Source organism: Microbacterium sp. AG1240 (assembly GCF_003635115.1).
GTDB lineage: Bacteria > Actinomycetota > Actinomycetes > Actinomycetales > Microbacteriaceae > Microbacterium.
This window is the reverse complement of sequence record NZ_RBXJ01000001.1, coordinates 1,256,795-1,272,722: the sequence shown is the minus strand read 5'-3', so window position 1 is coordinate 1,272,722 and position 15,928 is coordinate 1,256,795. Positions and strand designations below refer to the sequence as shown.

Sequence of the window (15,928 nt, the reverse complement as noted above, 5' to 3'; positions counted from 1 at the left end):
CGCGGAACGAGAAATGCCCGTCCATTCGGACGGGCATTTCTCGTGTTGTGACCCCAGCGGGATTCGAACCCGCGTTACCGCCGTGAGAGGGCGGCGTACTAGGCCGCTATACGATGGGGCCGTTGCGACAACCGTTCAATTATGCCACGGCGATGACGGCTCGGCCAAATCGAGCCAGGCCCGCCCCCGGAGGTTGCCGTCTGCGGTGCGGGCGAGTTGACTCGCACCATGCGAGTGACGAAGTACGAACATGCCGCCCTGCGCCTCGAGATCGCGGGCAAGGCCCTCCTCATCGATCCCGGCACCTTCACCAGTCCACTCGATGACCTGCAGAGCGTCGTCGGTGTCGTCATCACCCACGAGCATCCCGATCACTGGACCGCCGACCACCTCGACCGGGTTCTCGCCGCGGTGCCTGGAGTCCCGATCTACGCGCCTGAGGGAGTCGCCAAGGCGGCTGCGGGCTTCGACATCACCGTCGTGCATCCCGGAGACACCGTGGCCCTCGACCCGTTCGAGCTCGAATTCTTCGGCGGGATCCATGAGGTGATCCACGCCTCCCTCCCCACGGTCGACAACGTCGGCGTGCTGGTGAACGGGCAGTTCTACTACCCGGGAGACTCCTACTCCGTGCCGAAGGGGCACGACATCGCCCTGCTCGCCGCGCCGCTCGGAGCCCCGTGGCTCAAGGTCGGCGACGCGATGGACTTCGTCCTCGCGGTGAAGCCCCGGCGCGCGTTCGGCACCCACGACATGACGGTCTCGCAGATCGGCCGCGATATGCACCGCGCACGCCTCACCTGGGCGGTCGAGGAGAACGGCGGGGAGTTCCTCGCGCTCGACCCGGGCGACTCCACCGACCTCTGACACCTCCTCATCGCCACCCCTGAGCGAGCTCGCCTCGCACGAACTCAGGATGGATGTCTACCGGCTCCCGCGCGTCCGCGGGATTTCGGGACGCACACGGTCGTCTGGCACCTTCCATCCTGAGTTCGGGCGAGATGAGTGGCGCGCCGCCTCGGCCGTGGCGCCCGTCAGACCTCGGGAAGATCGGCGGATGCCACCGCCCCGGTGCGGGAGTCGCGGATCTCGAGACGCACGACGTCTTCCCGCAGCACCGCCGCGTTGACGCTGCAATGGATCGGTACGCTCGAGCCCAGCATCGCGCCCGCCGAGAACTCCGTACCGTCCGAGCCGACGAGCACGATGGCGTAAGTCACCCCGACATCGAGTCCGGTGGCATCGAGGATGGCCTCCGTGCCCCACGTGTGCGCGACCAGGTCGGCATCGATGGCCGCGCCAGACGGCTCGTCGCGCACGTCGACGGTTTCGAGCGCCCCGAGCGTTCCGGGCGGCCCGGTCGGCGTCGTCCCGACGGGCGGGAGCGCCACCCCGACGGCGAGCCCGACTGCGAGGCAGGCGGCCCCGACCGCGGGCAGGATCCACCGCCGCCGACGCACCGATCGCAGAGGGGTGACATCGGAGGGAGCGGCGTGCGGGATCGCCGTGATCCGGTCGCGGAGCGCCGCATCCGGCTCGATCTCCCGCCAGCTCATCCCCTCGAGATCTGCGGTCAGCCGCTGGAGCTCGGCGATCTCGCTGTCGATCCAGGGATGCTGCGCGCGGAGCGCGGCGAGTTCGCGCTGCTCGTCGGGCGACAACGCGCCGGCGACGGCCCCCGCGATCAACTCGGCAGTGCGGTCATCAGGACTGTGCATCGGGGTGCTCCGATCCTTCGAGGTGGCCGCGGAGGGCCCGGAGTGCGTGGAAGGCGCGCGTGCGCAGGGTCGCGACGGGCGTCCCCGTGGCATCGGCGAGCTCCTGATACGACCGCCCGTCGAGGTGCACCGCGACGACGACCTCGCGGTGGGCGTCGCTCAGCCGCGAGAGCCCCTCCACGATGCGGAGCCGCTCGAGCGGATCACGGTCGGTCGACGGATGCTGCTCGAGCAGGGCGTCCGAGCCGATCCGTCCGAGCCGGGCGCGTGCTCGGAGGGCATCGGCGACGACGTTCCTCGCGATCGCGAACAGCCAGGTGCGCTCGCTCGCCCGGTGCGGGTCGAACCGGTCGCGCGATCGCCACGCGCGCAGGAACGTCTCCTGCACGCAGTCCTCGGCGAGAGCGCGGTCGCGCAGCGCGTTGACGGCGAACCCGAGGAGCACCGATCCGTGGTCGTCGAACGCCCGCGACGTATCGAAGTCGATCGGCTGCTCCATCACGCTCCCCGCGCGCATCTCGACGACTGCCGCCACGGGCTCACGCTCCTCACAGGCTAGACGACCGCACCTCCGACAGAGGTTCTGCAGGTGATACCACGACCGTCGCCGCCGTGTTCACCCGGGTCGAAAAAAAGATGCTGTCGTCGTGAACGCCGGCGGCCTCCGTCACGTATCCCCCTCCAACGGAGGCACCCCGCGTCCGCGTCGAAAGGTCGAGACATGTCGAACAACACACTCCCCCGCACGATCGCGCTCGGTGCCGTCGCTGCCGTAGGCCTGGTCGCCCTGGGTTCGCCGGCCCACGCCGAGACGGAGGTGGCCGAGCCCTCGTCGTTCACGAGCGCCTTCACCGTGATGGCCACGCCCGACCAGGTCATCAACAACGACGGCGTCGCCACCCCGGGTCAGGAGGGTGCGACCGGCTCGTTCACCTTCCGCATCAACAGCGACGAAGAGATCATCTGCTACGACATCACGCTCAATGGTGTCTCGGGCGACTACCAGAGCCCCGCCAAGACGGCGACGCACATCCACGAGGCCGCGGTCGGCAAGCCCGGCCCGCCGCGTATCGCGTTCCCCAACCCCGCGCCGGTCGGCGACGGCCCCCGCACGAGCTCCGGCTGCCTGCAGGGCCCCTTCACCACGGGCATCGTGACCGACGGCGTCGACAGCGGCGAGGGCTTCTCCCTCGCTGAGATCGAGGCGAACCCGGCCGGCTTCACCGGCGACTCGCACACGGTCGACTTCGCCGCCGGTGTCGTCCGCGGACAGCTCTCGGCCGTGCCCGTCGGCGGAGTCAGCACCGGAGCCGGCGGCACCGCGACGTCGAGCGTCGACGCTCTCGGCCTGACGCTCGCCGGTGCCGGCGTCGTGGGCCTCCTCGCAGCCCTCGGCGTCACGTCGCGGCGTCGTCTCCACGCGAGCGCGTGATCACGGCTCACTCTCGGATCACCGAGCACCGTCGTGTCCGCACGGCGGTGCTCGGCCCCCTGTGCGCCGCGGTTGTGGCAACAGCCCTCGTGCTCGGCGGCTGTTCGTCCGCACCCCGCGCCGAATCCGCTCCGTCGGAGCCGGCCGTCCCCGAGCCCACGCGCACACCCGCGGCGCCCGAGCCGCCACCGACCGCCGCGATCGTCGAGGCGCTCGCTCCCGCGAGCGTGCGGATCCCCGCGATCGAGCTCGACGAGCCCCTGATCGACCTCGGGATCACCGCCGAGGGCGACATGGAGGTGCCGGAGGACTTCGACGAGGTCGGTTGGTTCACCGGCGGCGGTCGCCCCGGCGGCCGAGGCCCCACCGTGATCGCCGCGCACGTCGACTCCCCCACCGGCCCGGCCGTCTTCCTGCGCCTCGAGCAGCTGGTGCCGGGCGACACCGTGGAGGTCACCGACACGGCGGGATCGACCTTCTCCTACGTCGTCACCGAGGTGGCCGATTACCCGAAGTCGGCATTCCCCACCAGCCGCGTCTTCGGCGCCGTCGCCGACGACCAACTCCGGCTCATCACGTGCGGGGGCGTCTTCGACACCGCGGCCGCCTCCTACGTCGACAATCGCGTGGTCTACGCCGAGCGCACCGGCTGACCCCGGAAACGACGGATGCTGCGGACCCTCGCGGGTCCGCAGCATCCGATCGATTCGTCCTACTGAGCGTCGAGGTCGGTCTCGAGCAGGGTGACCAGCTCGTCGAGCGCCTGGTCGGCGCCGTCGCCCTCAGCCTTGAGCGTGACCACGGTGCCCTTGGCTGCGCCGAGGCCCATGAGCGACAGGATGCTGCCGGCATTCAGGTCGGCACCACCGGCGACGGCGATCGTCACGGGGATCTTCTTCTCCTGGACCGCCTGGACGAAGAGCTTCGCGGGACGCGCGTGAAGTCCGGAGCTGCTGGCGATGGTGGCCTGACGTTCTGCCATGGTGCTTCCTTCCGATGGGTGTATATCGATCATGCCGGAACGGCGGCGAGTTGCGGCGCTTCGGCGTCGTTCAGCTCCTTGCGGCCGACCCACTTCTTCAGCGCCACGACGAGCAAGGCCGACACCACGGTGCCCGCGACGATCGAGATGAGGAAGCCCCAGATGGGGTTGATGGCGAAGAACACGAAGAGCCCGCCGTGGGGGGCGTACGACTGCACCGAGAAGGCCATGCTGAGCGCACCCGTGACCGCGCCGCCCACCATCGAGGCGGGGATGACGCGCAGCGGATCGGCGGCCGCGAACGGGATGGCACCCTCGCTGATGAACGACGCACCGAGGAGCCAGGCCGCGACACCGTTCTCGCGCTCGACCGGGGTGAACGACTTGCGCGCGAGAACCGTCGACGCGAGAGCCATGGCGAGCGGGGGCACCATGCCCGCCGACATCACGGCGGCCATGATCAGGTACGGAGCGGTGTTGTCCACTGTGGCGGCGGCGAGTCCGGCCGTTGCGAACGCGTAGGCGACCTTGTTGACCGGCCCGCCGAGGTCGAAGCACATCATGAGTCCGAGGATGACCCCGAGGAGCACCGCGCCGACGCCGCTCTGCGACATCGAGGTGAGCCAGTCGGTCAGCACGGTCATGAGCGCGGCGATCGGGCGACCGAGGAAGAGCACCATGAGACCCGAGGCGACGATCGATCCGAGCAGGGGGATGATGACGACCGGCATGAGACCCCGGAGGAACCGGGGCACGTTCAGGCGTCCGAGCCACCAAGCGATGAAGCCGGCGAGCAGACCGCCGATGATGCCGCCGATGAAGCCGGCGTTCATCAGCACGGCGACCGCACCCGCGACGAATCCAGGGGCGATACCCGGACGATCGGCGATCGCGAACGCGATGTAGCCGGCGAGGGCGGAGACGAGGAAGCCCATCGACGTCGCACCGATCATGAACGCCACCGAACCGAGGTACTGCCCGAGCGGTCCGATGGGCGAGGTGATATCGGTCGTCGGGAGGTCCCATAGCGAGTTCTGGGTGATGACCGTCGCGGCATTCGTGGTGACCTCGAACCCGCCGAGCAGGAAGCCGAGCGCGATGAGCAGACCGCCACCGGCGACGAACGGGATCATGTAGCTCACACCGGTCAGCAGGATGCGCTGGATGCGCGCGCCCCACGACACCGGGGCCGTCTCGGCGGTGACCGAGGTCGCGTCACCCGTGACGCGTGCGGCGTTCGGGTTCTTCGACGCGGCGATCGCCTCGGCGATGAGCTGCTTCGGCTGCTCGATGCCGCGCTTCACGCCCGAACGCACGACCGGCTTGCCGGCGAAACGCTGGGGTTCGCGAACGTCGACGTCGGTGGCGAAGATGACCGCGTCGGCGTTGTCGATCACGCTCTGCGGAAGAGCCTTGTAGCCGCTCGAGCCCTGGGGTTCGACGATGAGATCGACGCCCTCCTCCTTGCCCGCCGCCGTGAGTGCGTCGGCCGCCATGAAGGTGTGCGCGATACCCGTGGCGCACGCGGTCACCGCGACGATGCGGGTGGGCGAGGACTCCGACGACGTCTGCGTGCGCGCTTCTGCGCGGGTCGCCGCCGGAGCCGGCTCGGCCGCCGCGGCAGGCGCGGGCTCGATCGCGGCGCTCACGATCCCGACCGCCTGCTCGGGCGTGGACGCCGCTCGCAGACCCGCCATGAAGTCGGGATTCATGAGGCTGCGCGCCAGCTGCGACAGCACGGCGAGGTGGGCCTCGTCGGCCCCCGCGGGAGCGGCGATGAGGAACACGATGTCGGCCGGGCCGTCCGGGGCGCCGAAGTCGACCCCGGGGGTCAGCCGGGCGAAGGCGAGCGTGGGCTCGGTCACCGACGCGCTGCGGGCGTGCGGGATGCCGATTCCGCCGGGCAGGCCGGTCTCATCCTTCTCCTCGCGTGCCCAGGCGTCGGCGAACAGCTCGTCGGCGTCACGCGCCCGGCCGTTCGCGACGACGCGTTCGGCGAGGGCCCGGATGACGTCGGCTTTGCCGTCGCCCAGCGGCACGTCGAGGCTGACGAGCTCAGGTGTGATGATGCGGGACATGTCATGACCTCCGTGGTCAGGGGTGGATCAGTGCGAGGGGACGAACGGGAGAACGCGGATGCGTCCGGGAGGAAGGTCTGCGGGGGTGGGGGCCTGGGTTCCGGGCAGCGTGGCCGCGGCAGCTCCGTACGCGACGGCGTTGGCGAGACGCTCGGCGGGCGCCGCTCCGGCGACGTCGGCGAGGAGGTATCCCGCGAGCGAGCTGTCGCCCGCACCGACGGTGCTCGCCACGGCGATCTTCGGGGCGACGGCGCGCAGCACATCGTCGCCGGTGACCAGGAGGGCCCCCGCACCGCCGAGGGTGACGAGTGCGGCGGCGGCGTGGGACGGGACGACTGAGCGTGCCCGCCGGGCGGCCTCCGTGACCGGATCGACGTCGTTCGACGGGTCTTCGCTGACGAGCGCGGCGAGCTCCTCGTCGTTCGGTTTGATGAGGTCCGGACGCCCGTCGCGCACGACGGCATCCAGCGCGGCTCCGGAGGCGTCCACGGCGATGCGCGGGGCGCGATCACCCCACGCCCGTCGCACGGCGCGGATGACGTCGGTGTAGAACGCCTCCCCCGCGCCCGGGGGAACGGATCCGGCCAGCACGAGCCAGTCGGCGTCGGCGCAGGCCTCGACGACCGCCGCCGTGAGCTCGGCGGCCCCGCCCGCATCCAGTACCGGCCCCGGCAGGTTGATCTTGGTGGTCGTGCCCGCCGGGTCGGTCACGGTCAGGTTCGCGCGGACGCGCCCCGCGGAGGCGACCGCCCGCACGGGGATGCCCGTGGTCGCGAGCAGCTCGCTGTAAGGATCGTGGTCGCCGACCGGGACGACGGCGAGCGTCGCCCGACCCGCGGCGGCGATGACCCGGGCGACGTTGACGCCCTTCCCGCCGGCGTCCTCCCGCGCGTCGGTCGCGGACTGCACTTCACCGACCTCGAGCGGAGCCGACAGCGTGACGGCACGATCGATCGACGGATTCGCGGTGAGGGTGACGATCATGCGATCCACACCTCCGCCCCCGCGTCGCCGAGCGCATCCGACAGGCCGCTCGCGGGTGTCGCGTCGCAGACGAGGTCGTCGATGTCGGTGAGCCCACCGAAACGAACGAGCAGCTCCGCTCCGAACTTCTCCGCATCGGTCACGACGACCACTCGCCGCGCCGCCGCGATGATCGCGGCCTTCACAGCAGCCTCGTCGGGATCGGGGGTGCTCAGTCCGAAGCCGTCGCTGAGGCCGTTCGTGCCGACGAAGGCGACGTCCGGTCGCAGGTGGGAGATCGCGTTGACCGTCTCCGCGCCGACCGCGGCGGCCGTCAGACCACGGATGCGCCCCCCGATGACGGTGAGCCCGAGGTCGGACCCCGCGAGATCATGGGCGATCGTCATCGAATGCGTGACGATCTCGGCGCCCCCGCGCGAGTGGGCGAGGTGAAGTGGGAGGGCGGCTGCGACGGCCGAGACGGTCGTTCCCGCGTCGAGATAGACCGATCCGCGGAATCCGGCGTCGAGGAGCGCAGCGGCACGTCGGCCGATGGCCTGCTTCGCGTCGCCCTTGCGCAGCGCGCGCTCGGCGACCGGGGTCTCGACGGTGCTTCCGCGGTCGGTCGCGACGGCGCCGCCGTGGACACGACGAAGGGTGCCCGCCTCCTCGAGGAGCGCGAGGTCGCGACGGATCGTCTCGGTCGTCACGCCGAAGCGGGTGGACAGGTCGACCACACCGACGCGGCCTTCTTCACGCAGCAGTCGCTCGACGAGCTCTTGTCGCTCCATTGCGTACATCGTGGTCCTCCCGATGGAATTCCCACACAGTACAACAGATACGCAGACAAAGCCACACATCACCCACAGCGGCTGTGGATTTCGCGGCGCCATGCGCCGCGATCACCCCGCGAGGGAGCATCGGTGACCGGGTCGCGGCATCCGCGGGGACAGACGGCGCGCGATCCGATGACCGGGGCGGATAAGGGGGCGTCGATGGCCGCACGGCCGTGATCGGCGCCAACGAAAAAACCCCGCCTGAGCGGGGTTTTTCATCGAGCTGGGGTACCTGGACTCGAACCAAGAACAACGGTACCAGAAACCGCCGTGTTGCCAATTACACCATACCCCACAGGGCTGCGACCGAAGCCGTGCCGAGGATCAACTCTAGCCGACGGCGGCGATCGCGCCAAACCGAGACGCTACTGCGCCAGGTGATCCACCAGTGCGCCGAGGCGTCGGACCGACTCGGCCTTGCCGAGCAGCTCCATCGACTCGAAGAGCGGAGGTGAGATGCGGCGGCCCGTCAGCGCCACGCGCGGCGGCCCGTAGGCCACGCGCGGCTTCAGCCCGAGCTCCTCCACGAGCGCCCGCGAGAGGGCCTCCTGCACACCTGCGGCGGTGAACTCCTCGGCCGGTACGAGCTCGAGCGCACCCACGCACGCGACGAGCACCTCACCGGCGTTCGCGGGGAGGCCTTTGAGTGCGTCCTCCTGGTAGGTGATCTCGTCGGTGAAGAGGAAGCCGAGCATGCCGGGCACCTCACCGAGCATCTGCACGCGCTCCTGCACCAGCGGAGCCGACGCCGCGATCTTCGCGGTCTCCTCGGGGGTCGGAATCGCCTCGATCACCCCCGCCTGGGCGAGGTAGGGCACGATTCGCTCGGCGAAGTCCGCAGCATCCAACATGCGGATGTGGTCGCCGTTGATCGACTCGGCCTTCTTCTGGTCGAAGCGCGCCGGATTCGGGTTCACGTCTGCGATGTCGAACGCCGCGACGAGCTCGTCGAGCGAGAAGACGTCGCGGTCGGCGGCGATCGACCACCCCAGGAGGGCCAGGTAGTTCAGCAGCCCCTCGTGGATGAAGCCCTTCTCGCGCTGCAGGAAGAGGTCGGCCTTGGGATCGCGCTTGGAGAGCTTCTTGTTGCCCTCCTCGCCGAGCACGAGGGGCATGTGCCCGAAGCGCGGCACGAAGTCGGTGACACCGGCCTCGACGAGTGCGCGGTAGAGCGACAGCTGGCGAGCGGTCGACGGCATGAGGTCTTCACCGCGGATCACGTGGGTGATGCCCATGAGCGCGTCGTCGACGGGGTTGACGAAGGTGTAGAGCGGCACTCCCCCGGCACGCACGATCACGAAGTCGGGGAACGACCCCGCGGGGAAGGTCACCTCGCCGCGGATGAGGTCGACGTAGGTGAGGTCTTCGTCGGGCACGCGCAGACGCCAGGCGGGCTCGCGCCCCTCGGCGCGGAAGGCCGCCTTCTGCTCGTCGGTCAGGGTGCGGTCGAAGTTGTCGTACCCGAGCTGCTTGGCCCGCCCGTTCGCAGCGTTGCGCTCGTCGATCTCTTCGGCGGTCGAGTAGCTCTCGTACACGACGCCGGCCTCGACGAGCTTCGCCAGCACCTCGCGGTAGATGTCGTGGCGCTGCGACTGCCGGTAGGGGGCGTGCGGGCCGCCGACCTCGACGCCCTCGTCCCAGTCGATCCGCAGCCATCGGAGCGCATCGAGGAGCTGCGCGTAGCTCTCCTCGCTGTCGCGCGCGGCATCGGTGTCTTCGATACGGAAGATGAGCTTGCCGCCGTGGTGCCGGGCGTACGCCCAGTTGAACAGAGCCGTGCGGACGAGGCCGACGTGCGGCAGGCCGGTGGGGCTCGGGCAGAAGCGGACGCGGACGTCGGCTCCCGTAGCGGTCGTGGTGCGGGGATCGGGTGTAGACATCGCGCTCCAGCCTAGTCGCGGGAGGGGCGCCCCCATCGAGCGAGCATCGTCACCAGAGCGACGAGCACCAGCGCGCACCACGCCAGCCCGTCGTAACCGATCGCGGCCAGGGCGACGCCGGCGAGCACCGAGCCGGCGGCGGCGCTGAGAGTCATGACGGTGTCGCTGAGCCCCTGGCGGCGCGGGCGTCGTTCGGTCGGTGTCGATTCGGTCAGGAGGGCGGCGCCGGCGACCGTCGCGGCGCTCCAGCCGAGGCCGAGGAGAAGAAGGGCGACCGTGACTCCCGCCTGCGAATGCGTGAAGAGCGCCGCACACACGAGGGAGGCGGCGAGGATGGCTTGCCCGAGGAGAACCACGGGCAATCTTCCGACGCGATCGGCGAGCCACCCGAACAGCGGCGAGAGGCCGTACATCCCGAAGACGTGGACGGCGATCGTGATGCCGACGGTGGCGGTCACCTCGCCACCCGAAGACAGATGCGCCAGGTGCACCGGCGTCATCGCCATGACCGACGCCATCACCACGTGGCTGCCGGACACGGCGAAGATCGCGTATCGCGCGACGCGCGGACGGTCGACCGCGTCGATCCGGTCGGCCCCCGCTCCCCTGGAACGCTCCAGCCTCTGCGCCCACAGCAACGGGTCGGGACGCAGCGCGACGAGGTACAGCGCGAGGGCTGCTGCTTGCGCCGCGAAGGAGAACAGGTAGGAGCCGGTGAGCGCGGGCATACCGATCATGCGCCCGAGGCCCTCGCCCGGACCGACCAGCAACGGACCGGCGACACCGCCGACGGTCGTCGCCCAGACGACGACCGAGAGGTCGCGCGCGCGCCTGCGGTCGGTGGCGAGGTCGGTCGCTGCGAACCGGGACTGCAGATTCCCGGCGTTACCCATCCCGATGAGTACGACGCCTGCCAGCAGCATCGGGAACGATCTGACCACCGCCGACGCGACGACGATCGCGATACCCACGAGCGCGAGGGTGTTTCCGAGGGTGAGCGCGAGACGGCGTCCCCGCCGAGCAGCCAGACGAGCCAGCGGGATCGCGGCGAGAGCCGCACCCAAGGTCACCGACGCCGTCGCGAACCCCGACAGGCCGTCCTGGCCCGAGAGATCGGCGGCCAACAGCGCGCCGAGCGATACGGTGGCGCCGAACGCCACGCCGCCGAGCACCTGCCCGGCCGCGAGCACACGTACCGTGCGGCGCTGTGCGCGCTCGATGTCGCCCGTGAGCGGCGTCGCCGCCGCCGCGCTCACGCGTCGCGCGCGGGGTTTCGGAGGATGCCGAGGCCGGTGATCTCGACCTCGACCACGTCGCCGGCCCCGAACGCGCCGATGCCGGCCGGGGTGCCGGTGAGGATCACGTCGCCGGGCAGCAGGGTGAACGCCGCCGAGGCGTAGGCGATGATGTCGGGGATCGAGTGGATCATGTCCGAGATCGGCGCCTGCTGCACGATGTCGCCGTTCAGGCGGGTCGTGACGGTGGCGGATGCCGCGTCGAACTCGGTCTCGATGGCCGGGCCCAACGGGCAGAAGGTGTCGAAGCCCTTGGCTCGCGCCCACTGGCCGTCGCTCTTCTGCAGGTCGCGGGCGGTGACGTCGTTGGCGATCGTGTAGCCGAAGACGTAGTCGAGAGCCTGGGCGGCCGGCACGTTCTTCGCGATGCGTCCGATGACCACGGCCAGTTCGCCCTCGTAGTCGGTGCGCTCGGACTGCGGCGGCCGCACGATCGAGTCGTTGGGGCCGATCACCGCGGTGTTCGGCTTGAAGAAGAGCAGCGGCTCCTTGGGGGCCTCGCCGCCCATCTCGGCGGCATGGTCGGCGTAGTTCTTACCGACGCAGACGACCTTCGACCGAGGGATAACCGGTGCGAGAAGGGCGACGTCGGCCACGGGCACGCGCTCCCCCGTGGTCTCGTACCCGGCGAACATCGGATCGCCCGCGAGGACGACGAGCTCCGTTCCGTCGACGATGCCGTAGCGGATGGCGTCCTGGTGGCTGAAGCGTGCGATTCTCACCCGCCCAGCCTACTCAGCCCCGCCCGTGGGCCGAAGACCGCGAGACCCGACCCACGCGACGAGACCCCCGCAGAATGTCGGGGTCTCGGCGCGCGGACCGGGTCTCGCGGTCGACAGACGGAGGTCAGGCGTCGAGACGCAGCATCCAGCCGTGCTTGTCTTCGGCGCGGCCGTACTGGATGTCGGTGAGCTCCTGGCGAAGCTCCAGGGCGAGCGTGCCGGTCGGCTGCTCGTCGAAGAAGTCGCGGCCCTTGAGCACGCCGATCGGGGTGACGACGGCGGCGGTACCGCAGGCGAACACCTCCGCGATCTCGCCGGATGCGACACCCTCGCGCCACTCGGTGAGCGAGACGGCGCGACCCTCGACCTTGTGACCTCGATCGATGGCGAGCTGCAGGATCGAGTCGCGCGTGATGCCCTCGAGGATCGACTCGGACTGCGGCGTGACGATGCGGCCGTCCTTATAGACGAAGACGATGTTCATGCCGCCGAGCTCCTCGACGTTACGAGCCTCGTCGAGGAAGACGACCTGGTCGCACTCGTGCTCGTAGGCCTCCGACTGAGGCAGCAGGCTGGCGGCGTAGTTGCCGCCGGTCTTCGCGGCACCCGTGCCACCCTTGCCCGCGCGGGCGTAGTCCTCGCTCAGCCAGATCGAGACCGGCTTCACACCGCCCGTGAAGTAGGCGCCCGCGGGGCTCGCGATGACGTAGTAGTTCACCTTGTGGGCGGGACGCACACCGAGGAACGCCTCCTTGGCGAACATGAACGGACGCAGGTAGAGGCTCTGGTCGTCGCCCGAGGGCACCCACGCGCCGTCGGCGGCGATGAGCTCGCGCAGCGACTGGATGAAGTACGGCGCGGGCAGCTCGGGAAGGGCGAGACGACGAGCGCTGCGCTGAAGGCGGCGGGCGTTCTGGTCGGGACGGAAGGTGTGGATAGATCCGTCGGCGTGACGGTAGGCCTTGATGCCCTCGAAGACCTCCTGGCCGTAGTGCAGGACGGCCGCGGCCGGATCGAGCGCGATTGGGCCGTACGGCGAGACGCGCGGGCGGTGCCACCCGCCGCCGACCGACCAGCAGATGTCGACCATGTGATCGGTGAAGCTCTTGCCGAAGCCGGGGTCGGCGAGGATCGCCTCCCGCTCCGACGCGCTCTTCGCGTTCAGGTTGCGGCGGACGAGGAACTCGAGCGGGTCGAGTCCGGTGTCGGGATCGGTGTCGATGGTAGTCATGTGACGTCTGCTTTCATGCCGGGGTACCGCGGCGGAGATCGGCGGGCGGACCCGCGCCTTCAGATTACGCCCGGAGGCGTTCGACGATGGCGTCGCCGATCTGCGTCGTGGTGCGAGGAGAGTCGTCCCTCGCCGCGATGTCGTCTTCGGCCGCGCGGGTCACGCGGGCGGCCTCGTCGGAGAGCCCGAGGTGATCGAGCAGAAGCGAGACGGAGAGGATCGCGGCCGTGGGGTCGGCCTTGTGCTGTCCTGCGATATCGGGCGCCGATCCGTGAACGGGCTCGAACATCGAAGGGAACGCGCCGTCGGGGTTGATGTTCCCGGATGCGGCGAGACCGATGCCACCGGTGACGGCGCCGGCCAGGTCGGTGAGGATGTCTCCGAAGAGGTTGTCGGTGACGATCACGTCGAAGCGGCCCGGGTTCGTGACCAGGAAGATCGTCGCCGCGTCGACGTGCAGGTAGTCTACGGCCACGTCGGGATGCTCGGCGGCGACGGCGTCGACGAGGCGCTTCCACAGACTTCCGGAGTTCACGAGCACGTTCGTCTTGTGCACGAGCGTCAGCTTCTTGCGGCGACGCTCGGCGAGCTCGAACGCGTACCGCACCACCCGCTCGACCCCGAAGGCGGTGTTGACGGAGGTCTCGTTCGCGATCTCGTGCGGCGTGCCGACGCGGATCGAGCCGCCGTTGCCCACGTACGGCCCCTCGGTACCCTCGCGGACGACCACGAAGTCGATGTCGCCGGGCTCGGCCAGCGGGCCCGGAGCCCCGGGGTAGAGCTTGGACGGACGCAGGTTGACGTAGTGGTCGAGCGCGAAGCGCAGACGCAGCAGCAGACCGCGCTCGATGTTCGCATCCTTCAGGCGCGGGTCTCCGGGGGTGCCCCCCACCGCGCCCAGCAGGATCGCGTCGTGCGATGCGATCGCGGCGAGGTCTGCGTCGGTGAGGGTGTCGCCGGTCTCGAGGAAGCGCCCGGCGCCCAGGGCGAACCGCGTGCGCTCGAACGTGACGCCCGTGCCGGCGGTCACCGCTTCGAGAACCTTTTCCGCCTCGGCGATGACCTCGGGACCGATTCCGTCACCGGGGATCACGGCGAGCTTCACGACACGCGACGGCGTAGTTTCCACGGGGGTGTGCTCCTTCGACAGGGAGCCGCGCCCCTCAGCCCTTGCGGCTGCGGGACGGTGCGGCTTTCGACCCCTTCAGAGTAGTGGCCGCCACCACGCCCGCCACGACGATGAGCGCGGCGCCGATGAGGGAGGTGACCACGACGCCCGAATCGAACGCGTGCGCTGCGGCCTGGCGGAGTGCCTCGGCGAGCTCGGGAGAGAGTCCGTCCGAGGCGCGGATGGCACCGGCGAGCGTCTCGCGCGCCGCGTCGCCGGCCTCGACGGGGAGCCCCGCCGGAAGAACCAGCTGCGCGCGGTAGGCGGCGGTGAGGATGCCGCCGAGAACCGCCGTGCCGAGAACCGCTCCGAGTTCGTACGCCGTCTCCGACACGGCGCTCGCCGCTCCGGCCTTCTCCCCCGGCGCACTGGCGAGGATCAGCTCGTTGCTGACCGTCTCGGCGGCGCCGATGCCGAGACCGAGCGCGGCGAACGCGGCGATCAACAGACCGAGCTCCGCCGTGGATACGGCGACGAGCACGTATCCGAGCGCCGAGAACGACAGCGCGACCGGCACGATGATGCGCGGCGGGAACCTCTTGGCGATCGGCACGACCACCAGACCCGACACGATCATCGCCGCGAGTCCGGGAACGAGGGCGAAGCCCGACTCCATCGGGCTGAGCCCGACGATCAGCTGCAGATGCTGGGCGACGAAGTAGAGGAACCCCACGAGTCCGACGACGCTGAGGAGGTTGACCACGATGGCGCCGCTGAAGGTGCCGCGCCGGAAGAGCGACATGTCGAGCATCGGCGTCGTCAGGTGCTTCTGCCGTCGGACGAACAGAGCGCCGAACCCCAGGCCGACGAGGAACAGCACCGGGATCGCGGGCACCAGTCCCTCGACCGCGAACTCCTTGATGCCGTAGACGATGGGGATCATCGTTGCGAGGGAGAGGATCACGCTGAGCGCGTCGAAGCGGCCCGGGTGCGGGTCGCGGCTCTCGGGCACGAGGATGGGCGCGAGCACGAGGAGCGGGATCAATACGGGCACAGACAGCAGGAACACCGACCCCCACTCGAAGTGCTCGAGGAGGAACCCGCCGACGATCGGGCCGAGGGCCGATCCCGCGGAGAAGCCCGCCGCCCAGATGGCGATGGCGATGCGCCGCTGATCGCGATTCGCGAAGATCGTGCGCAGCAGCGACAGGGTCGAGGGCATGAGCATGGCGCCGAAGACGCCCATGCCTGCGCGAGCGGCTATGAGGAGCGCAGCGCTGGGGGCGAAAGCGGCGAGCACCGACACGACTCCGAAGCCGGTGGCGCCGATCAGCAGCATCCGGCGCCGTCCGAAGCGGTCACCGAGCGTGCCCATCGTCACCAGCAGCGCCGCGAGCACGAGGGCGTACGCGTCGACGATCCAGAGCTGCTCGATGCTCGTCGGGGCGAGGTCGGAGGCGATCGACGGCAGCGCGAAGCTCAGCACCGTGTTGTCGACGGAGACCAGGATCACCGGCAGCATCAACACCGCGAGTGCGAGCCATCCGCGCCAGCCGGCACGGGGCACGTTCACCGTCGAAGTGGGCTGGGTGAGGGTGGAGCTGGCCATGAGTGTTCGTTCCGTTTCTAAACCGTCTAGCCGGTATAGTATCAGAGGATCGCCCTCCCCTCCTCGATACGATC

Annotated in this window: 15 protein-coding genes and 2 tRNA genes; 3 read left to right on the top strand and 14 right to left on the bottom strand. The window is 70.0% G+C overall.

The window, feature by feature from the left end:
• Positions 1-48: 48 nt before the first annotated feature.
• Positions 49-121: transfer RNA gene (locus tag DEU34_RS05900), tRNA-Glu, on the bottom strand.
• Positions 122-228: 107 nt separating this feature from the next.
• On the opposite strand from DEU34_RS05900, the gene DEU34_RS05895 reads away from it, so the two are divergent.
• A complete protein-coding gene (locus DEU34_RS05895; RefSeq protein WP_121149214.1) occupies positions 229-867 on the top strand; it encodes an MBL fold metallo-hydrolase in 639 nt (212 codons plus the stop codon).
• 167 nt (positions 868-1,034) lie between these two features.
• Here DEU34_RS05895 and DEU34_RS05890 read toward each other — a convergent pair whose 3' ends face one another.
• Together DEU34_RS05890 and DEU34_RS05885 are read right to left on the bottom strand one after the other, a co-directional pair.
• Positions 1,035-1,718 carry a hypothetical protein gene (locus tag DEU34_RS05890; protein ID WP_121149213.1) on the bottom strand — a complete coding sequence of 228 codons (684 nt, stop codon included), beginning with the start codon at positions 1,716-1,718 and terminating at the stop codon, positions 1,035-1,037.
• Positions 1,705-2,253, bottom strand: coding sequence for an RNA polymerase sigma factor (locus tag DEU34_RS05885; RefSeq protein WP_259460044.1), 549 nt, complete (start codon positions 2,251-2,253; stop codon positions 1,705-1,707). Before DEU34_RS05885 ends, DEU34_RS05890 begins: the two co-directional genes overlap by 14 nt.
• A 186-nt stretch (positions 2,254-2,439) precedes the next feature.
• Between DEU34_RS05885 and DEU34_RS05880 the strand changes: the two genes are divergently transcribed.
• Complete coding sequence (locus DEU34_RS05880; RefSeq protein ID WP_121149212.1) at positions 2,440-3,150, top strand: CHRD domain-containing protein; 711 nt, start codon at positions 2,440-2,442, stop codon at positions 3,148-3,150.
• Positions 3,147-3,803: a class F sortase gene (locus DEU34_RS05875; protein WP_259460043.1), complete on the top strand. Its 657-nt coding sequence runs from the start codon at positions 3,147-3,149 to the stop codon at positions 3,801-3,803. The genes DEU34_RS05880 and DEU34_RS05875 overlap by 4 nt, the downstream gene beginning before the upstream one ends.
• 59 nt (positions 3,804-3,862) lie before the next feature.
• Here the strand turns inward: DEU34_RS05875 and DEU34_RS05870 are convergent, their stop codons facing one another.
• The 11 genes from DEU34_RS05870 to DEU34_RS05820 all read right to left on the bottom strand — a co-directional run bounded on the left by DEU34_RS05870 (position 3,863) and on the right by DEU34_RS05820 (position 15,854).
• Positions 3,863-4,132, bottom strand: coding sequence for an HPr family phosphocarrier protein (locus DEU34_RS05870; RefSeq protein WP_121149211.1), 270 nt, complete (start codon positions 4,130-4,132; stop codon positions 3,863-3,865).
• A gap of 29 nt (positions 4,133-4,161) precedes the next feature.
• Entirely contained in the window at positions 4,162-6,210 is a 2,049-nt protein-coding gene (locus DEU34_RS05865) for a fructose-specific PTS transporter subunit EIIC (RefSeq protein ID WP_121149210.1), read from the bottom strand.
• Positions 6,211-6,237: 27 nt separating this feature from the next.
• Positions 6,238-7,194, bottom strand: a complete 957-nt coding sequence (locus DEU34_RS05860) for a 1-phosphofructokinase family hexose kinase (protein ID WP_183042369.1) — start codon at positions 7,192-7,194, stop codon at positions 6,238-6,240.
• Positions 7,191-7,973 (bottom strand): DeoR/GlpR family DNA-binding transcription regulator, encoded by a 783-nt coding sequence (locus tag DEU34_RS05855; protein ID WP_121149208.1) that lies wholly within the window; start codon positions 7,971-7,973, stop codon positions 7,191-7,193. Before DEU34_RS05855 ends, DEU34_RS05860 begins: the two co-directional genes overlap by 4 nt.
• A gap of 259 nt (positions 7,974-8,232) precedes the next feature.
• Positions 8,233-8,304: transfer RNA gene (locus DEU34_RS05850), tRNA-Gln, on the bottom strand.
• 70 nt (positions 8,305-8,374) lie between these two features.
• Positions 8,375-9,889 carry a glutamate--tRNA ligase gene (gene gltX / locus DEU34_RS05845; protein WP_121149207.1) on the bottom strand — a complete coding sequence of 505 codons (1,515 nt, stop codon included), beginning with the start codon at positions 9,887-9,889 and terminating at the stop codon, positions 8,375-8,377.
• Positions 9,890-9,900: 11 nt separating this feature from the next.
• Positions 9,901-11,145 carry an MFS transporter gene (locus DEU34_RS05840; protein ID WP_121149206.1) on the bottom strand — a complete coding sequence of 415 codons (1,245 nt, stop codon included), beginning with the start codon at positions 11,143-11,145 and terminating at the stop codon, positions 9,901-9,903.
• Positions 11,142-11,906, bottom strand: coding sequence for a fumarylacetoacetate hydrolase family protein (locus tag DEU34_RS05835; protein ID WP_121149205.1), 765 nt, complete (start codon positions 11,904-11,906; stop codon positions 11,142-11,144). Before DEU34_RS05835 ends, DEU34_RS05840 begins: the two co-directional genes overlap by 4 nt.
• A 124-nt stretch (positions 11,907-12,030) precedes the next feature.
• Positions 12,031-13,137, bottom strand: coding sequence for a branched-chain amino acid aminotransferase (locus tag DEU34_RS05830; RefSeq protein WP_121149204.1), 1,107 nt, complete (start codon positions 13,135-13,137; stop codon positions 12,031-12,033).
• A gap of 64 nt (positions 13,138-13,201) precedes the next feature.
• Positions 13,202-14,266, bottom strand: coding sequence for a 3-isopropylmalate dehydrogenase (locus DEU34_RS05825; RefSeq protein ID WP_121149203.1), 1,065 nt, complete (start codon positions 14,264-14,266; stop codon positions 13,202-13,204).
• A gap of 34 nt (positions 14,267-14,300) precedes the next feature.
• Positions 14,301-15,854 (bottom strand): MFS transporter, encoded by a 1,554-nt coding sequence (locus DEU34_RS05820; RefSeq protein WP_121149202.1) that lies wholly within the window; start codon positions 15,852-15,854, stop codon positions 14,301-14,303.
• Between the last annotated feature and the right edge of the window lie 74 nt (positions 15,855-15,928).